This window comes from Citrobacter sp. Cf072, from assembly GCF_030334485.1.
Lineage (GTDB): Bacteria > Pseudomonadota > Gammaproteobacteria > Enterobacterales > Enterobacteriaceae > Citrobacter > Citrobacter freundii.
This window is the reverse complement of record NZ_JAOWDX010000044.1, coordinates 425,243-445,698: the sequence shown is the minus strand read 5'-3', so window position 1 is coordinate 445,698 and position 20,456 is coordinate 425,243. Positions and strand designations below refer to the sequence as shown.

The following is a 20,456-nucleotide window of genomic DNA, read 5'->3' as shown; positions in this document are numbered from 1 at the left end:
CTGTCGGTAGGCCGGATAAGGCGTTTACGCCGCCATCCGGCACTATTCGCTCAATTATTTCAGGCCGGTTTTCTGCTTCATTGCCGCCATCACTCCCGGTTTATCCGCCAGATAATGATTCAGGCCATTGGCACGCAGATTACACGCCGCACAGTGACCGCAACCGTCACCTTTGATGCCGTTATAGCAAGTTAGTGTTTCTTCGCGTACCAGGTCCAGCTTGCCCCAGTAATCAGCCAGCGCCCAGGTTTCGGCTTTATCGATCCACATCAGTGGGGTTTCAAAGCGAATATCTTTCGCCATCCCCAGGCTTACGGCATGGTTCAGGGCTTTGACGAACTCATCGCGACAGTCCGGGTATCCAGAGAAATCCGTTTCACAAACGCCGGTAATGACAGCCTCTGCCTGCACCTGGTACGCGTAAATTGCTGCCAGCGTTAAGAACAGAATATTGCGTCCTGGCACAAAGGTATTGGGAATGCCGTTCGCATCCGGTTCATAATCGGGTACCGGAATATTATCGCGGGTCAGGCTGCTGACAGCCAGTTCACTGAGCAGCGTGACATCAAGCACTTTGTGCGCGTGTGCGCCAAGTTTTAAGGCCAGGTCACGTGTGACATCAATCTCAGCGCGATGGCGCTGACCATAATCAAAGGTCACGCAGTGCACTTCATCATACTGATGCAGCGCTTGCGCCAGACAAGTCGTGGAGTCCTGACCTCCACTGAATACAACAACGGCACGTTTCATGGCTTTTCCTGACAAAATAACGAAGCCCTTATGGTAGCGCCTGGGCGTGTCGCCGACCAGCTTCTTCACGCTGAAGGAGGTGGCAACCAGGCTTCGGTAAACTCAAACCAGCCACGAGGATTCAGGCGTACGCCGTTCACCCCTGGTGGCGCGCTGATGCGATAGTGATAATTGAACAGTGGCGTCAGGGTAGCGTCATGCATTAGCGTGGCGAAAACTTGTTGTAAAGCCGCGTGGCGATCGTCCTCATCGGCCTGGATTTGTAGGGCATCCAGGGTCGTTTGCAAATGTGTGTATGCTGGCGCATTCAATACATGTGACCAGAGCTGATCGCAGCGCAGCCACTGTTCGAGAGTATATTCAGGTGCTTCACCAATCAGCCTGTCGCCCATCATCAGGTCGGCCTGGGCTAGGGGATGATTGCCATCCCAGTTTTTAGCATTATGAAAAATAAGCGTTAATTCACAGCCGAGCAGAGCCAACGCATGGCAAAGCTGTTCAGCCATAGCGTGAAGTTCTACCGGCAGATGATAAGCCAGCGTCAGCTTTTCCGGTAATGCTACCTCGTCGAGTTCATCCCATTGCGGGATACTCCATCCGGGCAGCAGTGCATTGCTTGGCGTGATCAGATTTTCATCCACTTCAAGCGTTTGTAGCAGGGAAGAACGGTGGATAATATCGACCAGTCGACGAGCCTGCTGCGTATTCAGGCGCGCGCTTTTTCTGAGTGTGAGATAGCAAAAACCAAGGCTGATCCCGCTGCTTACCTGGCTTAGCATAGGTAACTCTTCGGGTTTACCAATCGCAATTTGCACCGGATGGCGGCAGCTGGTGCCCAAATCCTGGGAGAAGAGCTGCGGGGTTATCCAGTATTCAATGGCTTTTAGCAGCGGATGACTCAGATGGTAGTGATCGTGACTCTCGATACGCACCAGCTCAGGAGTAAACAGTGTCAACCGGAACGGGCCGGTACCCACAAACGGGTGCTCAGGATGCGCCAGGTGACTGCTGTAGCTCGCCAGACGGTGTGCCAGCCAGAAGTCGGGACGATGCAGAATAAAGGTCAGACACTGGGGATGCGTAACCTCAATGCGCTTTACGCTGATAAATAGCTTATTCAGCGCAGGTAACTCTAACAGCTTCAGCAACTGTTGATGTAGCTGCGTACTGCTTACCGTATCGCCGTTATGCCAATGCAGGGTGGAACGAATATAGAAATCCCAGCGTAGGCCGTCAGCGGAGATATTCCAGTGGTGGGCTAAGTCTCCACAGGGACGTTGCGTAGTGCTGTCAAATCGGGTCAGGCCAGAGAAAACTTGTCCAGCGAGGTGTTGCTCCGCGCGACCGGGGAGAAATCCAGGGTGCAAAGGGTCAAGCTGGCGATAATAGGGGATACGCAGGGTTGGCGTGTCGTTTTGCCATTGGCCGCCCATAAACGGTTGTAGCAACGTTCTTAATTCTCCCGGTGCTAACTGAGCCAGTTCCAGCACGCTAAGCTGTTCTCCCTTTTGCAGCGCCTGTTCCATCATGGTGTTGCGCAGGGAATCCGGCGTCACCAAAAAGCGTAATTGCCCGCGTTTCCCACGCCCAGACTGGGCGTGCCACTCCAGCCAGCCAGCATCCTGCGCTTGCTTCAGCAGGGTACGCACGTGGCGCTCACTGCAAAAACAGCGTTCGGCCAGTTCCCCGACGGTCACCGACTGCGGTTCGCCGTTCGAAGGCTGCCACAGGCGTTGGTACTGGTTCAGGCGATTCAACAATCTCATATAAACCCGGAACAATTCATTTTATCTATTCACTATTACTTCCGTATATCTCAGGTGATACTGAATCACAAGTTAACCGCGTCACAGTGTGGAGAAAGAAATGGCTCGTCTGGCTGCATTTGATATGGATGGCACCCTTTTGATGCCGAATCACCATTTAGGTGACGAAACGCTTTCAACGCTGGCGCGCCTGCGTGAACGCGATATCACCCTGACATTTGCCACTGGCCGCCATGTGCTGGAAATGCGCCACATTTTGGGTTCTATTTCACTGGACGCCTTTTTGATCACCGGTAACGGCACGCGCATTCACTCTCTTGAGGGCGATGTGTTGCACCGTCAGGATCTGGATCCGAATGTTGCGGATATCGTGTTACATCAGAAATGGGATACCACCGCCAGCATGCATGTCTTTAATGACAACGGTTGGTTTACCGGACAAGAGATCCCCTCGCTGCTACAGGCGCATGTGTATAGCGGATTTCGCTACCAGATCGTCGATGTGAAACGTATTCCGGCTCATCAGGTAACGAAGATCTGTTTCTGCGGCGATCATGAGTCTCTGATCCAGTTGCGCATTCAACTGAATGAAGCGCTGGGAGAACAGGCGAATCTCTGTTTCTCCGCGGTTGATTGCCTTGAGGTACTACCGCTGGGCTGTAACAAAGGATCCGCGCTGGCGGTATTGAGTGACCACTTAGGATATTCAATGTCCGAGTGTATGGCGTTTGGCGATGCTATGAACGATCGCGAAATGTTAGGCAGCGTTGGGCGCGGCCTGATTATGGGTAACGCAATGCCGCAACTGATGGCTGAACTGCCTCATTTATCGGTGATTGGACATTGCCGTAATCAGGCGGTGTCACACTTTTTGACGCATTGGCTGGATAATCCGCATCTACCTTATTCCCCCGAATGAGAGATCCCTTCCAGCAAGCCAGACTTCGCGTCTGGCTTTTTTTTGTCTGCTTAATGTGTATTCAGCAACTGGGCAAGTTCCACTTTCCACGGCGTTAAATCACCGATGTGCGCGTCAACCCATTGCGGGTTGTAGTAGGTTTCCAGATAGCGTTCACCGCTGTCGCAGAGCAGCGTCACCAGTGAACCGGTTTCTCCGGCGTTGCGCATGCGCGCGGCAAGTTGCAGCGTTCCCCACATGTTGGTGCCGGTTGAGGCACCGACTTTACGACCCAACTGCGTTTCCAGCCAGTGCGCGGTAGCCACGCTGGCGGCATCCGGCACGCGCAGCATTTCATCGACCACATCAGGAATGAAAGAGGGTTCTACGCGTGGACGCCCGATACCTTCAATTTTGCTTCCTACCGGGCTGCGCAATGTCGCATCGCGATCCTGCCAGAAGGGCAGAAAAACCGAATTCTCCGGATCCACTACCATCAGGCGAGTATCGTAGCCCTGACAGCGGATATAGCGGCCGATGGTTGCTGAGGTGCCGCCGGTGCCAGCGCTCATCACGATATGGCGGGGAACGGGATTGGGCTCGCACTGCATCTGACGAAAGATGCTGTCGGCAATATTATTATTGCCACGCCAGTCGGTGGCGCGCTCAGCATAAGTGAACTGGTCCATGTAATGACCGTTCAGTTCACGCGCCAATTGTTCAGAGGCCGCGTAGATTTCGCAGGCGCTTTGCACGAAATGACAGCGACCGCCGTAAAATTCAATCTGTTCAACTTTACGTTTCGCCGTACAGGAAGGCATGACGGCAATAAACGGCAGCCCTAACAGTCGAGCGAAATAAGCCTCAGATACCGCCGTTGAACCGGACGATGATTCAATGATGGTGGTGCCTTCTTTGATCCAGCCATTGCACAACCCGTACAGAAACAGTGAGCGCGCCAGACGATGCTTCAGGCTCCCGGTCGGATGCGTGCTTTCATCTTTTAAATAGATCTGAATGCCCGGAAACGCCGGTAGCGACAGACGAATGAGATGTGTATCTGCAGAACGCTGATAATCCGCGTTGATTTCATTGATGGCGTTTTTAACCCAGGAGCTATTCATCATTAATAAATATCCATTTGTCATTTTGTGCCCAGAATAGCGAAAAGCACGGAAAAAATTGTTGCCATTTAGCCTTTAAAATAGAATGTAAGTAGAAAATTCTTCTCTGTGGAGTGGATATGCTAGACAAAATTGACCGTAAGCTGCTTGGCTTACTGCAACAGGACTGCACCCTTTCTTTGCAGGCGTTAGCAGATGCCGTTAATCTGACTACCACTCCCTGTTGGAAACGCCTCAAACGGCTCGAGGATGATGGTGTTCTGCTGGGCAGAGTCGCCTTGCTGGATCCGGAAAAACTGGGGCTGGGCTTAACCGCGTTTGTGCTGATCAAAACTCAGCATCACAGCAGCGAATGGTATTGCCGCTTTGTCACTGAAGTGACCGGAATGCCCGAGGTTCTGGGGTTCTGGCGTATGGCAGGGGAGTATGATTACCTGATGCGAGTGCAGGTCGCTGATATGAAAAGCTACGATGAATTTTATAAGCGCCTGGTGAACAGCGTACCGGGCCTGTCTGACGTCACCTCCAGCTTTGCCATGGAACAGATTAAATACACAACTGCTCTCCCTATTGAATAATTCTCCCGGCGCTTATTGCCGGAAATTTTGTCAGGACATAACGCGTGCGATTATTTGCTCAATTAAGCTGGTACTTCCGCCGGGAGTGGCGTCGCTACCTCGGGGCGGTGGCTCTGCTTATCATCATCGCTATCCTTCAGCTTATTCCGCCGAAAGTGGTGGGGATCATTGTGGATGGCGTAACGACACAACGCTTCACCACCGAGCGGCTGCTGATGTGGGTGGGAACCATTGCTCTGATCGCCGTGGTAGTTTATTTACTGCGCTATGTCTGGCGCGTGCTGCTGTTTGGCGCATCCTACCAACTGGCAGTTGAGCTGCGGGAAGATTATTACCGTCAGTTGAGTCGTCAGCATCCAGAGTTTTATCTGCGTCACCGCACGGGCGATCTGATGGCGCGTGCAACTAACGATGTTGACCGCGTGGTATTCGCCGCTGGGGAAGGCGTACTGACGCTGGTAGATTCGCTGGTCATGGGATGTGCGGTGCTGATCGTGATGTCAACGCAGATAAGCTGGCAACTAACGTTGATTGCGCTGCTGCCGATGCCGGTGATGGCGATAATGATCAAACGTTACGGTGATCGACTCCATAACCGCTTTAAGCTGGCGCAGGCGGCGTTTTCCAGCCTCAACGATCGTACTCAGGAAAGCCTGACCAGTATTCGTATGATCAAGGCCTTTGGTCTGGAGGATCGGCAGTCGGCATTATTTGCCGCTGATGCTGAAGATACAGGTAAGAAAAACCTGCGCGTGGCGCGCATTGACGCCCGCTTTGATCCCACGATTTATATCGCCATTGGGATGGCTAACCTGCTGGCGATTGCCGGGGGAAGCTGGATGGTGGTGCACGGTTCGCTGACGCTCGGCCAGCTCACCAGCTTTATGATGTATCTCGGTCTGATGATTTGGCCGATGCTGGCGCTGGCATGGATGTTTAACATCGTCGAGCGTGGCAGCGCCGCGTATAGCCGAATTCGCGCCATGCTGGCAGAAGCGCCGGTAGTGGATGACGGTACTGAACTGGTGCCGGAAGGACGCGGCGAGCTGGCGGTAGCGATTCGCGAATTTTGTTACCCGCAAACCACCCACCCGGCGCTGGAAAATGTGAATTTTCAGCTTAAACCAGGGCAGATGCTGGGCATCTGTGGTCCGACCGGCGCGGGGAAAAGTACGGTGCTGTCGCTGATCCAGCGTCATTTTGATATCACCCAAGGCGATGTACGCTTTCATGATATCCCATTAACGCGCTTACAGCTGGATAGCTGGCGCAGCCGGCTGGCGGTTGTCAGCCAGACGCCATTCCTGTTTTCCGATACCGTCGGCAATAACATCGCCTTAGGACGCCCGCAGGCCACCCAGGCAGAGATCGAGCATGTGGCGCGCCTTGCCAGCGTTCATGAAGATATTCTACGTCTTCCTCAGGGCTATGACACCGAAGTGGGCGAACGTGGGGTGATGCTGTCTGGTGGACAAAAACAGCGTATTTCTATCGCCCGAGCGCTACTGCTGAATGCTGAAATCCTGATTCTGGATGATGCGTTATCGGCGGTAGATGGTCGTACCGAGCATCAGATCCTGCATAACCTGCGTCAGTGGGGCGAAGGCAGAACCGTGATTATCAGCGCCCACCGTTTATCGGCTCTGACGGAAGCCAACGAGATTATCGTGATGCAGCATGGGCATATTGCCCAGCGCGGTGAGCATGAATCTTTAGTGCAACAGCCCGGCTGGTATCGCGATATGTACCGCTATCAGCAACTGGAAGCGGCACTGTCTGATGCGCCAGAAATAAACGAGGAGGCGGCTAATGCGTAGTTTTGGGCAACTATGGCCGACCCTGAAAAGATTGCTGGCGTATGGTTCACCATGGCGAAAACAGTTGGCGATTGCGGTAGTTATGCTGTGGGTGGCGGCTGCGGCGGAAGTCAGCGGTCCGCTGTTGATTAGCTATTTTATCGATAACATGGTGGCGAAGAACAATCTGCCGTTGGCGATGGTTGTCGGGCTGGTTGCGGCCTATGTCGGTCTGCAACTGCTGGCGGCAGGCCTGCATTACGCGCAGTCGTTGTTGTTTAACCAGGCGGCGGTTGGCGTCGTACAACAGTTACGCACTGACGTAATGGACGCTGCGCTGCGCCAGCCGCTCAGCGCCTTTGATACTCAGCCCGTCGGGCAGCTTATCTCACGTGTGACCAATGACACCGAAGTTATTCGCGACCTGTACGTGACGGTGGTCGCAACGGTCCTGCGCAGCGCGGCCTTAATCGGTGCCATGCTGGTGGCGATGTTCAGCCTCGAGTGGCGTATGGCGCTGGTGGCGATGGCCATTTTCCCGGCGGTGATGGTGGTGATGGTGATTTATCAACGCTACAGCACCCCGATTGTGCGTCGGGTGCGCGCTTATCTGGCGGATATTAACGATGGCTTTAACGAAGTCATCAACGGCATGAGCGTTATCCAGCAGTTCCGCCAGCAGGCGCGATTTGGCGAGAGAATGGGGGAGGCCAGCCGCTCGCACTATATGGCGCGTATGCAAACCCTGCGACTGGATGGCTTTTTGCTGCGCCCGCTGCTGAGCCTTTTCTCGGCGCTGATCCTCTGCGGTTTGCTGATGCTGTTCAGCTTTACCTCTGGCAGCTCCATTGAGGTTGGCGTGCTGTACGCGTTTATCAGCTACCTCGGTCGTTTGAACGAGCCGCTGATCGAGCTGACCACCCAGCAATCCATGCTGCAGCAGGCGGTTGTCGCCGGCGAGCGAGTGTTCGAACTGATGGACGGGCCTCGTCAGCGCTATGGTGACGATGATCGACCGCTGAAGAGCGGGGTCATTGAGGTGGATAACGTTTCATTTGCCTATCGTGACGACAATCTGGTGCTGCAAAATATCAGTCTGTCCGTGCCTTCTCGCAGCTTTGTAGCCTTGGTCGGACACACCGGTAGCGGCAAAAGTACGCTGGCCAGTCTGCTGATGGGTTACTACCCGTTGACGCAGGGCGAAATCCGCCTTGACGGACGTCCGCTGTCTTCTCTGAGCCACAGTGCGTTACGTCAGGGCATCGCGATGGTGCAGCAGGATCCGGTGGTGATGGCGGATACCTTCCTGGCAAACGTCACGCTGGGTCGTGATATCTCAGAAGAGCGGGTATGGCAGGCTCTGGAGACTGTGCAACTGGCAGCACTGGCGCGGGGGCTGAGCGAGGGGATCCATACCCGGCTGGGCGAGCAGGGCAATAATCTCTCCGTTGGGCAGAAACAGCTGCTGGCGCTGGCGCGGGTATTGGTGGAAACGCCGCAGGTACTGATCCTCGATGAAGCCACGGCCAGTATTGATTCCGGTACTGAACAGGCCATTCAGCACGCGCTGGCGGCGGTACGTGAACACACCACGTTGGTAGTGATTGCACATCGGTTATCGACGATTGTCGATGCGGATACCATTCTGGTGCTGCATCGCGGGCAGGCGGTTGAGCGTGGTACGCACCAGCAACTACTGGCGGCGCAAGGCCGTTACTGGCAGATGTATCAGCTGCAACTGGCGGGTGAAGAGCTGGCGGCCAGCGCACATGAGGATTCGGTTATCGCCTGATGGCGCTGCGCTTATCAGGCCTACGGTCAACGCGGTTTTGTAGGCCGGATAAGGCGTTTACGCCGCCATCCGGCAATCAACAATCTGGTGCAAAAATGTAACGCACTATGCACCGTCATAGTGCGTTTTTTCTTTTTCTCCCCCAGCAATACCCTGCAAGCCTGAATTATTCCGCGTTTTTCATTCCTGGCACACCCCTTGCAATATTCCTCTCGTGTATCTGCAGCCACTACTGAATTCTGACTGGAGGGGATCTATGAAGCTGGTTACCGTGGTAATCAAACCGTTCAAACTGGAAGACGTCCGTGAAGCACTGTCGTCTATTGGTATTCAGGGGCTGACCGTCACCGAAGTGAAGGGCTTTGGCCGACAGAAAGGTCATGCTGAGCTGTACCGTGGGGCTGAATATAGCGTCAATTTTCTGCCAAAGGTGAAGATTGATGTGGCGATTGCCGACGACCAACTGGATGGCGTGATTGATGTCATCAGTAAAGCGGCATACACCGGAAAAATTGGCGACGGCAAAATCTTCGTCGCCGAGCTGCAACGTGTGATTCGTATTCGTACCGGCGAAGCCGACGAAGCCGCACTGTAACTTCTGGCACACAGTGATAGGAAACCAAAAAATGAAGATAGCAACGATGAAAACAGGTATTGCTTCACTGGCGCTACTGCCGGGACTGGCAATGGCGGCACCGGCGGTTGCGGATAAAGCAGATAACGCTTTTATGATGATCTGTACCGCGCTGGTGCTGTTTATGACTATCCCTGGCATTGCGTTGTTCTACGGCGGTTTGATTCGCGGTAAGAACGTGCTGTCGATGCTGACTCAGGTGACGGTGACATTCGCTCTGGTTTGTATTCTATGGGTGGTTTATGGCTACTCACTGGCCTTTGGCGAAGGGAATAATTTCTTCGGCAACTTCAACTGGGTATTGCTGAAGAACATCGCGCTGACGGCGGTCACGGGGAGCTTCTACCAGTACATTCACGTTGCTTTTCAGGGTTCTTTCGCCTGCATCACCGTTGGGCTGATTGTTGGGGCGCTGGCTGAACGTATTCGCTTCTCTGCAGTGCTGATTTTTGTAGTGGTATGGTTAACGTTGTCGTATATACCGATTGCCCATATGGTCTGGGGCGGCGGCTTGCTGGCTTCCCACGGTGCGTTGGATTTTGCCGGCGGAACAGTCGTGCATATCAACGCGGCGATTGCCGGTCTGGTTGGGGCGTATCTGATTGGCAAACGCGTCGGTTTTGGCAAAGAAGCCTTTAAACCGCATAACCTGCCGATGGTCTTCACCGGTACCGCTATTCTCTATATTGGTTGGTTTGGCTTTAACGCCGGTTCAGCGGGAACGGCGAATGAGATTGCTGCACTGGCCTTCGTCAATACGGTGGTCGCCACCGCCGCAGCCATCCTCGGATGGATCTTCGGTGAATGGGCGCTGCGTGGCAAACCGTCCCTGCTGGGCGCGTGTTCTGGCGCTATTGCGGGTCTGGTGGGGGTAACACCGGCATGTGGCTATATTGGTGTCGGCGGCGCGTTGATTATTGGTGTCGTTGCGGGACTGGCTGGCCTGTGGGGTGTGACCATCCTGAAGCGTATTCTGCGCGTGGACGATCCGTGTGATGTGTTTGGCGTGCACGGCGTGTGCGGCATTGTCGGCTGCATCCTGACCGGGGTGTTCGCTGCCAGCTCTCTGGGCGGCGTGGGCTTTGCCGAGGGCGTGACCATGGGGCATCAGCTGCTGGTGCAACTGGAAAGCGTGGCGATTACCATCGTCTGGTCCGGTGTGGTGGCTTTCATTGGCTATAAGCTGGCGGATATGACGGTGGGTCTGCGTGTACCGGAAGAGCAGGAACGCGAAGGTCTGGATGTGAACAGCCACGGCGAGAACGCTTACAACGCTTGATGTTTCAATCTGCCGGATGGCAACGCTTTTGCGCCGCCATCCGGTAATTCTCAATTACGATTACGCATTACCCCTTCCTGCACGGTAGAGGCGACCAGCACGCCGTCCTGCGTATAAAACTCCCCGCGTACAAAACCCCGGGCACCGGAGGCCGAAGTACTCTCGACGTTATACAACAACCACTCATTGATATTGAACGGACGATGGAACCACATGGAGTGGTCAATGGTGGCGATCTGAATCCCTTTTTCCAGGAAACCAATTCCGTACGGCTGCAGCGCAACAGGCAGGAAGTTCAGGTCTGAAGCATAACCCAGCAGATATTGATGGACGCGCAGATCGTCCTGCAGCTCGCCGTTTGCGCGGATCCAAACCTGGCGCGCCGGAGGTGCGACGTGACCTTTTAAGGGGTTATGAAATTCAACCGGACGCACTTCCAATGGACGATCGTTGATAAATTTTTCTTTCAACAGCGGCGGCAGCAAATGCGCCACTGAGCGGGCAATTTCTGTTTCTGATTTAAGCTCATCGGGACTCGGCGCATCCGGCATGGTTTTCTGATGTTCAAATCCGTCTTCCGGCGCCTGGAAAGAGGCTGTCATGTAAAAAATAGGTTTACCATTCTGGATTGCGGCAACGCGGCGCGCGCTGAAGCTGTTACCATCACGCAGGACTTCTACATCATAGATGATGGGCTTTTGGCTATCGCCGGGGCGTAAAAAGTAGCTGTGAAAGGAATGGACCAGACGCTCTTCTGGTACGGTTTCCTTTGCGGCATACAGCGCCTGACCGACAACCTGTCCCCCAAAAACCTGACGTAACCCTAAGTCTTCACTTTGGCCCCGAAAGAGTCCTTCTTCAATTTTTTCCAGATTTAACAATGTCAGCAAATTTTTCAGCGCCAGACTCATACGTGCTCTCCAGGTTATATCGTTCTCGCAGCGAGGTAGGCAGAGTATAACGCAATTTTGAAAGTGGTCCGATGGGTGCAATTGTCTGAATTAAAGGCCTATTACAGGCAAAAACAGCTATCTTGTGCCACACTTAGTCACGTTATGTTTTTGTTAACCACTCTTCTGGCGAGGAAAGTTCTCGCTGGTGCATAGATGAAAAGGAGAATTTAATGAAACTCGTGCACATGGTAAGTGGTTTAGCGGTTGCGGTCGCTCTGGCAGCCTGCGCCGATAAAAGCGCGGATATTCAGACACCTGCGCCAAGCCCTAATACGTCAATTGCTGACACACAGTCTAAAATTCAGCAGCCTAATGTCTCCGGTACAGTATGGATCCGCCAGAAAGTGGCCTTGCCACCTGATGCGGTGCTGACCGTAACGCTGTCAGATGCTTCACTGGCCGATGCACCGTCAAAAGTGCTGTCGCAAAAAGCGGTCCGTACTGAGGGTAAACAGGCGCCATTCAGCTTCGTATTACCGTTTAACCCGGCTGATATTCAACCTAACGCCCGTATTCTGCTAAGTGCGGCAATTACGGTTAATGACAAACTGGTCTTCATTACTGATACCGTGCAGACGGTCATTAATCAGGGGGGGACAAAAGCTGACCTGACGCTGGTCCCTGTACAGCAAACGGCAGTACCGGTTCAGGCGAGCGGTGGGGCTGCCACCACGGTGCCGTCAACGTCACCAACCCAGGTGAATCCGTCTTCTGCCGTCCCTGCTCCCACACAGTACTAAGGCAGTCGTAACCCTCTCCGCCCAGAGAGGGTTAGTACACCCAGCGATAGCGCTGTAAATCGATCTGTCCGCTTCCTGAAACCACTACTCCTTCAGCCAGCAACGCCTGGCGCTGCCGTTGCAGGTCCGGGCCTGTCAGCGAAATGGCACCATGACGATTAACCACCCGATGCCAGGGCAAAGTGCTGCCTTCGGGGAGACGCTTAAGCACGCCGCCTACCTGGCGCGCAGCACGCGGCGAACCGGCAAGCCTGGCAACATCGCCATAGGTGGTGACGAAACCTTCGGGGATTGACGCGACGATTTGCCAGACGCGTTGGGGGAAAGTGTCTTGTATATCCATCATTTATTCCTGCGCTAATCCTCCAGCATAATGCTGAACGGCGAAGGAGTGAAGCCGCATTGCACAAGAAAACAGCATCCGATGCTGGATGGGTTGCAATTACAGGGTGCAGCAGTGATAATGCGCCTGCGCGTTGGTTAACAACGCTCTCAATGGGGGCTCTGTTGGTTCTCCCGCAACACTACTCTGTTTACCAGGTCAGGTCCGGAAGGAAGCAGCCAAGGCAGATGACGTGTGTGCCGGGATGTAGCTGGCAGGGCCCCCACCCAATTCTGCCGTCCGGCAATTTTCCTTCTGCTTATCTTCTTTTCTTTGTCATCGTATTGTCATTTTAATGTCATCAAATGCTGTCAATGTGTTTCGGGGATGTTATTTGATGCTTTTGCCGCCGCCATCGCACTGTAACGACAGGGGTCTTACATTCGGTGTGTTTTGGCTGACCACAAGGATTTTCTACGATGTCGACCGCTGTATTGAATGTCAAAATTGATGAGGCGCTAAAAGAAAAGCTTCGCCATTACGCTGAAGTGCATAGTGAAAATTTAAGTATCGCGACGGAAAAACTACTGCTGATCGCGTTTTCCGCCGTTGAAGAGGCGGGAGTCTCCGCTGAGGATATCGATAGCCAGCATACGGAAGAATCCGTGGTTGAAGCACTGACTCCTAAAGAAATCAAAGCATTGCGAAGACTACTGAAGAAGAAAAAATGAAACAACAACCGCTCTCAACCGCCTGTAATTATGGCGAAGCCTGTGAAATGCTGCGTTCCGGTTATGTGAAACATGTTCGTCTGAGCTGGAACGTCGGCAGCGATGAGTTCTTCCGTATTGCCTCCGACTGGTGTGATGCCGGGGCAAAAATTAAGAAAGACGGTGAGAATTTCGTGATTTCTCTGAAGGGTTTTCCGGTTCCTCCTCAGCGGTAATATTGCCGGGACATCCTCGTCCATCACGGCATTCAAGGACGAGTCCTTTGACTCGTCGTTTAGATTATTTTACGTATTTTCCCGCTGCTGGCCTGCAAACGCAGGTTATCCCAAATGGGTTGCAACACCCGGAAGGCGGCACGCGTTGTGTCATCCGGTAATGTGAAGGGCATACGCAAAAAGCGGTCAAATGCACCATCAAGACCGAAACGCGTACCGGTTCCCAACTGAATGCCTGCGATTTCGGCGCGCGTAGCGAATAGCGTTGCCAGCGTATCGGGCAGTTCAACCCAAAAAGAGAGTCCTCCCTGTGGCTGGGTAAACTGCCACTCCGGGAAATGTGCGTTCATCAGATCCGAGCACAGATCTCGCTGCGATGTGAGTAGCCGTCTTCTGTCAGGAAGAAAGTCGGCGGCATTATCCAGCAGCCAGCTGGTGGCGAGTTGTTCAAGCACCGGGGAGCCTAAATCGAAGGTGTCGCGAGTTTGTACCAGCGCCGCAATGGTTCGCGCCGACGCCCGAATCCAGCCCAGACGTAATCCTCCCCAAAAGCTTTTCCCGGCAGATCCCAGCAGGATGATCGGCGCATCGCGGTTGAATGCGGCAAGCGGCGGTGGTGGCGGGGCGTCATACCACAGGTTCACCATGGTCTCATCAATCACCAGCGTGGTGCGGGTCCTTTCAGCAATATCTGCCACGACCTGGCGAGTTGCAGCGTCCATGCAACGCCCGGTCGGATTGTGAAAGTCCGGCATCAGATAGGCCATTCTCGGTGCGGTTTGCGCGATGGTGGCGACCAGACCTGCCGTATCCCAACCGTGTTCGGGCAGCGACACACCGACGGGACGACATGATGCACCTTGAATCGCGGCAATCGCCAGCGGATACGTGGGATGATCGACCACCACGCGATCGCCAGGGCCGGTGAGTAAACGCAGGATCAGCGCCAGGCCACTGACCGCGCCGTTCACGACCATAATCTCATCGGGCTGCGTCGGGAGTCCGCGTTCGCAATAATGCCGGGCGATGGATTCACGCAAAACCGCCAGTCCCTGTGGTAGATACCCGGAACTCAGCAAATGCTGCGGCATCGCAAACAGCGCTTGTTGGTAAGCATGGTGAATTTCGGGACCGGCACTCAGCGCCGCCGTGGACAAATCCAGCGCTGTACCGGTACTGGTTCGTGTAGGCACATGACGAATGTGTTCCGGCAGGATCACCCGTGAGCCGCTCCCATGACGGCTTTCCAGATATCCCTCTTCACGCAGTTGCGCCATGGCGCTGGCGACGGTGGTTCGGCTCACTTGCAGAACGGCAGCGAGCTCGCGTTCGCCGGGTAAGCGACTATCCAGCGCCAGTCGACCATCAAGGATCAGCAGACGTAACGCTTCTGCCAGCTGTCGCCAGATGGGCGTTCGTGAGGGGTTTTCCTGCCAGTGTCCGAGCAGGCGCTGCAAAGACTGGCTTCCGTAACGGCGTGATGACATAGCAGTCCACTTTTTGAAAACTGGACATTAATCATAGTGCCAATTGCGGTGATGATGAAAGTTATCTGAGAGTGAGAGGGGAAAAGCATGCTGCGTCGTTTACTTCAGCTGTTTATCGGGCTGACGCTGTACGGTGTGTCGACGGCGATGTTTGTCCGTGCCGATTTAGGGGCCGATCCGTGGAACGTATTTCACCTGGGCGTGGCCAATTTATTGTCGATGAATATCGGCGTGGTGATTATTGCCGTGGGTGTGTTGGTACTGCTGGCGTGGATACCGCTGCGCCAGCGTCCAGGGTTTGGCACGTTGAGCAACGTGATTATGATCGGGCTGGCGGCAGATGCCGCGCTGCTGGTGATTCCGGGATTTGAATCCCTGCTGGCGCGCAGCGGGCTGTTGGTGTCAGCGGTGATCTTGAATGCGTTAGCAACCAGCCTGTACATTGGTGCCGGTTTTGGCGCCGGTCCGCGTGATGGTCTGATGACCGGTATCCACGCACGTACCGGCTGGCCAGTACGACGAATTCGAACCGCAATTGAAGTGTCGGTGCTGCTTATCGGTTGGTTGCTGGGAGGAACAGTGGGGGTTGGTACGGTGCTGTATGCCTTGGCTATCGGACCGCTCATTCAGCTTTGCTTGCCGTGGTTTCGCCATCAGCCGCAGGCACGTATTCGCATCAAGAATACGCCTGGGGCGCGATCGCCTGCTGGCGACTAAACTTAACCTCGACTGACGCGGCCGGAATCGGCTTGCCGCGCAGTACACTTCGGAGGTTTTTCTCATGAAGTATGTTGATGGCTTTGTGGTTGCCGTACCCGCTGAAAACAAGGAGGCGTACATTGCGATGGCGGCAAAAGCAGCTCCGCTTTTCAAGGAATTCGGTGCATTGCGCGTGGTGGAGTGCTGGGCAGATGATGTCCCCGACGGCAAATTGACCGATTTTCGCATGGCTGTGAAAGCGCAGGATCATGAAGAAGTGGTATTCAGCTGGATTGAATACCCTTCCAAAGAGGTCCGCGACGCGGCGAATCAGAAGATGATGTCCGATCCCCGTATGAAGGAATTCGGTGAATCTATGCCATTTGATGGCAAGCGAATGATCTACGGTGGATTTGCGCCCATTATGGAAGAGTGATGTGACTGGCTGTGCGGCGTGCCGCCAGCCATCTCAACATCAACAGCCATGTTAAAGCCGTTTTTCTGCCCACAGTATAAATTCCGTTTTCGGCAGCGCTTTGCTGTAAAGCCAGCCTTGACCGTACTGCACTCCGTGCTTGCGTAGCCAGGTTTCCTGATTCTCGGTTTCGATACCTTCCGCCACCATCTCAAGTTTCAGCGCTTTTGCTATCTCGATGATATGCGGCGTGACGTTGTTGTACTCCAGTGCATCGACGAACGATTTGTCTATCTTCAGGATGTCTACATCCAGATCCTGCAAATAACTCAGGCTGGAATAGCCGGTACCAAAGTCATCAATATAGATTGAATGACCCGCCTGACGGTATTTGGCAATAAACGGCGCGCTGTTTTTTGGGTCAGCAAATTCGCGTTCAGTTAGCTCCAGCGCGATTTGCGCAGGCTTAAGTTGCCAGTGGTTCACCTTCTGGCTTAACAGGGCTGGAAGCGTTTCGGAGGACAGATCGGCTGACTCAAGGTTGATGGATATATGCTGCTCAGGATGCTGACGCAGCCATTTGCCTAAATCTTCAAATACGCTTTCAATAATCAACCGGGTGAGGGACTCTGTCAGCCCGGTTTCATGCGCCAGCGCGACGAAAATTTCAGGTGACAGATAACTCCCATCGGCCTGCTGCCAGCGAGCCAGCGCCTCCGCCCCAACCACTTTCCCCGTTTTGAGCGAGATAATTGGTTGATAGTGGACTTTGATGTCCCGATGCTGGATAGCGTCCTGCAACTGATGATGGGGCGACTGTAAGCGGCGCAAAATACGCAAAATAAAGGCGGCGGTGAGCAAGCCGATAAGAATGCCTGCCGGGAGCCAGATCAGTGCCTGCCGGTGCCAGGTTTTTTGCAATGGCAGGGTAGACGCCCAGGTTACGATCGTGATGCCCAACTCAGGAAAGGGGCGGGCGTTATAAATGCTGCCATCTTTGTTAAAATGGGTAATCGATCGTTCTTGCTGTATATGCTGCAAAACGTCCGATGGCAGATCGGCGCTACTGGCAACCACGACGTTGCGCATGGTGCCAATGATAGTCACTTCAATCGGCCATGAGCCAAACGGGATGACGTCAATGAAAGAACCCGGATCGACCATCACAATATAATGTTCGCTCCCTAATGCTGCCATAAAGCGCTTGATGCCCAAATCATTTTGCGTGGTAAGCCATGCGCGATATCCATCAGGAGTGACTTTCATTGCGGGTGGTAATGCGTCTGCCTGGCTTCTTTTTTCCAGAGATGAGCATTGCGGAACGTTATCTTTGAGGTACAGCACTTCCTGAATATAGCGATAGCTATATGACAAACGACGCATTTCCAGCAGATGCTCATCACTACAAGGCACCCCCTGAAATGCTTCAATATGGCGTAATGCTTTTTTCGCCTGCTCGCCTACGCGTTCCGTACGTAATGCGACTCGTGTTGAGAACATGTCGAGTTCATCGATAAATTTCGTTTCGACCTGACGATGTGCAAGCCACAGGCTTAAACCTACAGGCGCGAGGATGGAAAGGAACAGTACCCCAGTCACCAGGCTTATCAGATGTCGTGTTGTCACAGTGATATCCTTATTTACACAGCGTAGGGAAAGTATATCCGAAACCCCGAAAAGCTATTCGATTGACATCATATATTTACGGCCACTTATCATCCCGTTTAACTCCCTGTAGCGTAAATCAGATTGTGGTTTGTACAAGAGTGGTGTATTTTGTTGGTTACGTTATAACGTAACAAATTGAGGTTGCCATGAAACCGGATATTCATCCTTTTTACCGTACTGTGGTGTTTCACGATACCAGTGCCAATGAATTCTTTAAGGTCGGTTCGACCATTAAGACTGAGCGTGAAATTGAGTTTGAGGGGGAAATGTACCCGTACGTGACCCTCGATATCTCTTCTAAATCGCATCCGTATTATACCGGGAAACAAAAAACCTTTGATAATGAAGGTAGTGCAGCACGTTTCCAAAAACGTTTTGGTCATTTTATTGGCGTTAAGCGGGGTTAAAATGCAGGTACTCAATTCACTTCGCAGCGCAAAACAGCGCCATCCTGACTGCCAGATAGTAAAACGCAAAGGGCGTTTGTACGTTATCTGCAAAACGAATCCGCGCTTTAAAGCAGTACAGGGGCGTAAAAAGAGACGTTAGTTTCTTTGCCAGCATTTCAGGGATTAAAGTGCGTTGCCTGGGCTGGAACGCACTTTTTTATCTGCGTTGAGATACCGTTACTGGGTGGTCTGGGCGCGGGTAAGCGTAAAGACATCGTAAAACGAGAGTTCGCCTTTGCGCGATATCATCTTTTGCAGCTGTGCTTTATGTTCGCTATCCACGGACGGTGAGTGCAGGATAGTATCGATGAGTGAGGAGGGGACAAAGCGCGTGTTGTACCATTCTCCGTTATAGCAAACTCTAAAATCCAGAACGTCGATATCTTCAAAGCGGTACCGTGGCGCAACGTCGAAAAAGAAAAAGCCGTTGAGTACAACGAACAGCACCACCAGCAGCCATACTGAATCGACTAACGTTTCTGACTGTAGCATCACCGCCAGCGTGGCAAACCAGGCAACATACATGCCGATAAACAGCCCAGGGTGTTTGCGAATAAAGCTGATGCTAAAGCGCGGTTTGTTGTCGCGCTTCTCGCGAATATTTAAGTCGTCGATTGTTTCAGTAAGCAGGCGCTGTATTTCTGTCATCTCTTGCCTTCATGATATCTGCAAAATTCAGGAGGGATCGCCCTATTTTAAAAGGGGATACCCTTTTAAGAAAGTAACAGATTAACCGCAATTTAGCATAACAGTTACATTTAAGATCACAGCGTTTTGATGATCCTTGCGGGATTGCCCCCAACCACGGTGTTTGCTGGAACGCTTTTAGTGACTACTGCGCCTGATGCCACAACCACGTTATCGCCCAGCGTGACGCCAGGATTGATCACTGCACGGCCACCTATCCAGACATTATTGCCGATAGTCACGGGCTTTCCGAACTCAAGGCCACTGTTGCGCTCGGTAGCATCCAGCGGATGGGTCGCGGTATAGATATGAACGCCAGGTGCCAGCATGCAGTTGTCGCCAATATGAATTGGACAGACGTCGAGCATAACGCATTCGAAATTAGCGTAAAAGTCTTTACCAAGATAGATGTTATAACCGTAATCACACCGGAAAGAGGGTTCAATATAGGCACCCTCACTCTGACCTAACAGATCATGCAGGATTGCCTGACGCTCATTTTTTTCATCGGGAGCGGTGAGATTGTAGCGATGGATCAATTGACGAGCGCGTAGTCGGTCACTGCGCAGCGTTTCATCTGCCGGGCGATAGTATTCGCCGGCGATCATTTTTTGCTTTTCATTACGCATTACGATTTCCCTGTGTACTGAAGGTTATTTCAGCACAGTAAAACGTAATGCAAGCAAGGGGAACGTTCCCGCTTCTTTGCTGTGATCATAGTCACGTGATTTGAATTAAATAACCATTGTAAATACGAAAATGGTTAGCCAGACAACTGTGCCGCTATACCTGACTTAACCTTGAGTGCAATTAGCGAATGAATTTCCAAACAGAAGTTGGGATCTTGTCGTAAAGCTTATTCATGGTCAATTCAGCAAGGCGATGATCTGCTGCTGAGTAAAATACAGCCAGTTCGTTGTCGGACAATTCATATTTATTTTTTTCAATAACGCGCTCTAGCGTATCAATTGTCTGGCAACGTCGCAGGCGCATCAAATAATCTGTTTTAGTTAATGGTTTATCGGACATAACTCTTACCTATGATTGTAATAATTTTTAACAAGACAAACTAACAGGATTAGCCCTGGTGGCATTGACAAAACAGCGAAACAGTCGATTACCTGACTTCCGCCATTTCTGCAGATCCTGCGTATTAATACCATAACTGCTGAACAACATAAAAGTGTCATCCAGGTATTCATCTATCTGCGCGATCAGCTTATTGTCCTCATTGTACTTAATTTTATAATTAAGTGCGAAGGTTGCAATATGCTCTATCAGTTCATTGAGCTGCAAGCTGGTTGCAGAGGTAGGGTCATTAACCCAGCCATGGTTACTTTGTTCAAGGTTTGCAAGACAGTCATGATACAGAGTTTCGCAGAGAAATTTAAGCTGCGCGATATCATGTCTTTTGGGTGAGTATTCATCCATAACGCATCCCCTTCTTAGTGGCTTAAACTAACCGAACACCTT

Annotated in this window: 23 protein-coding genes, 1 other RNA gene and 1 pseudogene; 14 read left to right on the top strand and 11 right to left on the bottom strand. The window is 52.6% G+C overall.

From position 1 onward, the window contains the following. Positions 1 to 54: 54 nt before the first annotated feature. Positions 55 to 750 carry a 7-cyano-7-deazaguanine synthase QueC gene (gene queC, locus OGX66_RS11155; protein ID WP_088902656.1) on the bottom strand — a complete coding sequence of 232 codons (696 nt, stop codon included), beginning with the start codon at positions 748 to 750 and terminating at the stop codon, positions 55 to 57. Between the two features lie 65 nt (positions 751 to 815). Continuing rightward, positions 816 to 2,516 (bottom strand): SgrR family transcriptional regulator, encoded by a 1,701-nt coding sequence (locus OGX66_RS11150; protein ID WP_032936972.1) that lies wholly within the window; start codon positions 2,514 to 2,516, stop codon positions 816 to 818. Positions 2,517 to 2,616: 100 nt separating this feature from the next. Here OGX66_RS11150 and cof point away from each other — a divergent pair, with 100 nt between their 5' ends. Further along, a complete protein-coding gene (gene cof / locus OGX66_RS11145) occupies positions 2,617 to 3,435 on the top strand; it encodes an HMP-PP phosphatase (protein WP_003021643.1) in 819 nt (272 codons plus the stop codon). Positions 3,436 to 3,485: 50 nt separating this feature from the next. Here cof and OGX66_RS11140 read toward each other — a convergent pair whose 3' ends face one another. Further along, on the bottom strand, positions 3,486 to 4,541 hold the full coding sequence (locus OGX66_RS11140; protein WP_220128868.1) for a PLP-dependent cysteine synthase family protein: 1,056 nt from the start codon (positions 4,539 to 4,541) through the stop codon (positions 3,486 to 3,488). Positions 4,542 to 4,657: 116 nt separating this feature from the next. Between OGX66_RS11140 and OGX66_RS11135 the strand changes: the two genes are divergently transcribed. The 5 genes from OGX66_RS11135 (at position 4,658) to amtB (ending at position 10,617) form a co-directional block, all read left to right on the top strand. Next, positions 4,658 to 5,116 (top strand): Lrp/AsnC family transcriptional regulator, encoded by a 459-nt coding sequence (locus tag OGX66_RS11135; RefSeq protein WP_003021649.1) that lies wholly within the window; start codon positions 4,658 to 4,660, stop codon positions 5,114 to 5,116. Between the two features lie 44 nt (positions 5,117 to 5,160). Next, positions 5,161 to 6,933, top strand: a complete 1,773-nt coding sequence (locus OGX66_RS11130; protein WP_016149705.1) for a SmdA family multidrug ABC transporter permease/ATP-binding protein — start codon at positions 5,161 to 5,163, stop codon at positions 6,931 to 6,933. Beyond that, entirely contained in the window at positions 6,926 to 8,704 is a 1,779-nt protein-coding gene (locus tag OGX66_RS11125; RefSeq protein ID WP_088902655.1) for a SmdB family multidrug efflux ABC transporter permease/ATP-binding protein, read from the top strand. Before OGX66_RS11130 ends, OGX66_RS11125 begins: the two co-directional genes overlap by 8 nt. Before the next feature lie 256 nt (positions 8,705 to 8,960). Continuing rightward, positions 8,961 to 9,299 carry a P-II family nitrogen regulator gene (glnK, locus tag OGX66_RS11120; protein WP_003021657.1) on the top strand — a complete coding sequence of 113 codons (339 nt, stop codon included), beginning with the start codon at positions 8,961 to 8,963 and terminating at the stop codon, positions 9,297 to 9,299. 31 nt (positions 9,300 to 9,330) lie between these two features. Further along, positions 9,331 to 10,617, top strand: coding sequence for an ammonium transporter AmtB (gene amtB, locus OGX66_RS11115; protein ID WP_003835936.1), 1,287 nt, complete (start codon positions 9,331 to 9,333; stop codon positions 10,615 to 10,617). A 50-nt stretch (positions 10,618 to 10,667) separates the two neighbouring features. Here the strand turns inward: amtB and tesB are convergent, their stop codons facing one another. Beyond that, positions 10,668 to 11,528 (bottom strand): acyl-CoA thioesterase II, encoded by an 861-nt coding sequence (gene tesB / locus OGX66_RS11110; protein WP_003835934.1) that lies wholly within the window; start codon positions 11,526 to 11,528, stop codon positions 10,668 to 10,670. 212 nt (positions 11,529 to 11,740) lie between these two features. Here tesB and OGX66_RS11105 point away from each other — a divergent pair, with 212 nt between their 5' ends. Continuing rightward, entirely contained in the window at positions 11,741 to 12,310 is a 570-nt protein-coding gene (locus OGX66_RS11105) for a YbaY family lipoprotein (RefSeq protein WP_003021666.1), read from the top strand. 31 nt (positions 12,311 to 12,341) lie between these two features. On the opposite strand, the pseudogene OGX66_RS11100 reads toward OGX66_RS11105, so the two are convergent. Continuing rightward, positions 12,342 to 12,731, bottom strand: a pseudogene (locus tag OGX66_RS11100) (MGMT family protein). Between the two features lie 84 nt (positions 12,732 to 12,815). Between OGX66_RS11100 and ffs the strand changes: the two are divergent. The 3 genes from ffs (at position 12,816) to OGX66_RS11085 (ending at position 13,578) form a co-directional block, all read left to right on the top strand. Continuing rightward, an RNA gene (ffs, locus tag OGX66_RS11095) (signal recognition particle sRNA small type) lies at positions 12,816 to 12,912 on the top strand. A 199-nt stretch (positions 12,913 to 13,111) separates the two neighbouring features. After that, positions 13,112 to 13,363, top strand: coding sequence for a hypothetical protein (locus tag OGX66_RS11090; protein ID WP_003021699.1), 252 nt, complete (start codon positions 13,112 to 13,114; stop codon positions 13,361 to 13,363). Further along, a complete protein-coding gene (locus OGX66_RS11085) occupies positions 13,360 to 13,578 on the top strand; it encodes a hypothetical protein (RefSeq protein WP_003021701.1) in 219 nt (72 codons plus the stop codon). Before OGX66_RS11090 ends, OGX66_RS11085 begins: the two co-directional genes overlap by 4 nt. A 59-nt stretch (positions 13,579 to 13,637) precedes the next feature. Here OGX66_RS11085 and yczR read toward each other — a convergent pair whose 3' ends face one another. Continuing rightward, complete coding sequence (yczR, locus tag OGX66_RS11080) at positions 13,638 to 15,065, bottom strand: MocR-like transcription factor YczR (protein ID WP_032936970.1); 1,428 nt, start codon at positions 15,063 to 15,065, stop codon at positions 13,638 to 13,640. 87 nt (positions 15,066 to 15,152) lie between these two features. Here yczR and yczE point away from each other — a divergent pair, with 87 nt between their 5' ends. Both yczE and OGX66_RS11070 read left to right on the top strand, forming a co-directional pair. Beyond that, a complete protein-coding gene (yczE, locus tag OGX66_RS11075) occupies positions 15,153 to 15,782 on the top strand; it encodes a membrane protein YczE (RefSeq protein ID WP_003835929.1) in 630 nt (209 codons plus the stop codon). Between the two features lie 64 nt (positions 15,783 to 15,846). Further along, positions 15,847 to 16,200: a DUF1428 domain-containing protein gene (locus tag OGX66_RS11070; protein WP_003831033.1), complete on the top strand. Its 354-nt coding sequence runs from the start codon at positions 15,847 to 15,849 to the stop codon at positions 16,198 to 16,200. A gap of 51 nt (positions 16,201 to 16,251) precedes the next feature. On the opposite strand, the gene pdeB is transcribed toward OGX66_RS11070, so the two are convergent. Next, positions 16,252 to 17,805: a cyclic di-3',5'-guanosine monophosphate phosphodiesterase PdeB gene (gene pdeB / locus OGX66_RS11065; RefSeq protein WP_044712838.1), complete on the bottom strand. Its 1,554-nt coding sequence runs from the start codon at positions 17,803 to 17,805 to the stop codon at positions 16,252 to 16,254. Between the two features lie 188 nt (positions 17,806 to 17,993). On the opposite strand from pdeB, the gene OGX66_RS11060 reads away from it, so the two are divergent. Together OGX66_RS11060 and ykgO are read left to right on the top strand one after the other, a co-directional pair. After that, positions 17,994 to 18,254 carry a type B 50S ribosomal protein L31 gene (locus tag OGX66_RS11060; RefSeq protein ID WP_003021719.1) on the top strand — a complete coding sequence of 87 codons (261 nt, stop codon included), beginning with the start codon at positions 17,994 to 17,996 and terminating at the stop codon, positions 18,252 to 18,254. Between the two features lies 1 nt (position 18,255). Beyond that, entirely contained in the window at positions 18,256 to 18,396 is a 141-nt protein-coding gene (ykgO, locus tag OGX66_RS11055) for a type B 50S ribosomal protein L36 (RefSeq protein ID WP_005125190.1), read from the top strand. 77 nt (positions 18,397 to 18,473) lie between these two features. Here the strand turns inward: ykgO and OGX66_RS11050 are convergent, their stop codons facing one another. The 4 genes from OGX66_RS11050 to tomB all read right to left on the bottom strand — a co-directional run bounded on the left by OGX66_RS11050 (position 18,474) and on the right by tomB (position 20,414). Continuing rightward, positions 18,474 to 18,944: a YlaC family protein gene (locus tag OGX66_RS11050; RefSeq protein WP_003021724.1), complete on the bottom strand. Its 471-nt coding sequence runs from the start codon at positions 18,942 to 18,944 to the stop codon at positions 18,474 to 18,476. A 116-nt stretch (positions 18,945 to 19,060) separates the two neighbouring features. Then, entirely contained in the window at positions 19,061 to 19,612 is a 552-nt protein-coding gene (maa, locus tag OGX66_RS11045; RefSeq protein ID WP_044712836.1) for a maltose O-acetyltransferase, read from the bottom strand. A gap of 181 nt (positions 19,613 to 19,793) precedes the next feature. After that, entirely contained in the window at positions 19,794 to 20,012 is a 219-nt protein-coding gene (hha, locus tag OGX66_RS11040; RefSeq protein WP_002892050.1) for a hemolysin expression-modulating protein Hha, read from the bottom strand. Positions 20,013 to 20,039: 27 nt separating this feature from the next. Beyond that, positions 20,040 to 20,414: an Hha toxicity modulator TomB gene (gene tomB / locus OGX66_RS11035; RefSeq protein WP_003021733.1), complete on the bottom strand. Its 375-nt coding sequence runs from the start codon at positions 20,412 to 20,414 to the stop codon at positions 20,040 to 20,042. Positions 20,415 to 20,456 lie beyond the last annotated feature (42 nt).

Coding starts and splice junctions, on each gene's coding strand:
- OGX66_RS11125 (WP_088902655.1), top strand. CDS start 6,926: ATGCGTAGTTTTGGGCAACTATGGCCGACCCTGAAAAGATTGCTGGCG.
- glnK (WP_003021657.1), top strand. CDS start 8,961: ATGAAGCTGGTTACCGTGGTAATCAAACCGTTCAAACTGGAAGACGTC.
- OGX66_RS11050 (WP_003021724.1), bottom strand. CDS start 18,944: ATGACAGAAATACAGCGCCTGCTTACTGAAACAATCGACGACTTAAAT.
- yczR (WP_032936970.1), bottom strand. CDS start 15,065: ATGTCATCACGCCGTTACGGAAGCCAGTCTTTGCAGCGCCTGCTCGGA.
- OGX66_RS11135 (WP_003021649.1), top strand. CDS start 4,658: ATGCTAGACAAAATTGACCGTAAGCTGCTTGGCTTACTGCAACAGGAC.
- cof (WP_003021643.1), top strand. CDS start 2,617: ATGGCTCGTCTGGCTGCATTTGATATGGATGGCACCCTTTTGATGCCG.
- amtB (WP_003835936.1), top strand. CDS start 9,331: ATGAAGATAGCAACGATGAAAACAGGTATTGCTTCACTGGCGCTACTG.
- ykgO (WP_005125190.1), top strand. CDS start 18,256: ATGCAGGTACTCAATTCACTTCGCAGCGCAAAACAGCGCCATCCTGAC.
- tomB (WP_003021733.1), bottom strand. CDS start 20,414: ATGGATGAATACTCACCCAAAAGACATGATATCGCGCAGCTTAAATTT.
- maa (WP_044712836.1), bottom strand. CDS start 19,612: ATGCGTAATGAAAAGCAAAAAATGATCGCCGGCGAATACTATCGCCCG.
- tesB (WP_003835934.1), bottom strand. CDS start 11,528: ATGAGTCTGGCGCTGAAAAATTTGCTGACATTGTTAAATCTGGAAAAA.
- yczE (WP_003835929.1), top strand. CDS start 15,153: ATGCTGCGTCGTTTACTTCAGCTGTTTATCGGGCTGACGCTGTACGGT.
- OGX66_RS11085 (WP_003021701.1), top strand. CDS start 13,360: ATGAAACAACAACCGCTCTCAACCGCCTGTAATTATGGCGAAGCCTGT.
- OGX66_RS11070 (WP_003831033.1), top strand. CDS start 15,847: ATGAAGTATGTTGATGGCTTTGTGGTTGCCGTACCCGCTGAAAACAAG.
- OGX66_RS11105 (WP_003021666.1), top strand. CDS start 11,741: ATGAAACTCGTGCACATGGTAAGTGGTTTAGCGGTTGCGGTCGCTCTG.
- queC (WP_088902656.1), bottom strand. CDS start 750: ATGAAACGTGCCGTTGTTGTATTCAGTGGAGGTCAGGACTCCACGACT.
- OGX66_RS11150 (WP_032936972.1), bottom strand. CDS start 2,516: ATGAGATTGTTGAATCGCCTGAACCAGTACCAACGCCTGTGGCAGCCT.
- OGX66_RS11090 (WP_003021699.1), top strand. CDS start 13,112: ATGTCGACCGCTGTATTGAATGTCAAAATTGATGAGGCGCTAAAAGAA.
- hha (WP_002892050.1), bottom strand. CDS start 20,012: ATGTCCGATAAACCATTAACTAAAACAGATTATTTGATGCGCCTGCGA.
- OGX66_RS11060 (WP_003021719.1), top strand. CDS start 17,994: ATGAAACCGGATATTCATCCTTTTTACCGTACTGTGGTGTTTCACGAT.
- OGX66_RS11140 (WP_220128868.1), bottom strand. CDS start 4,541: ATGATGAATAGCTCCTGGGTTAAAAACGCCATCAATGAAATCAACGCG.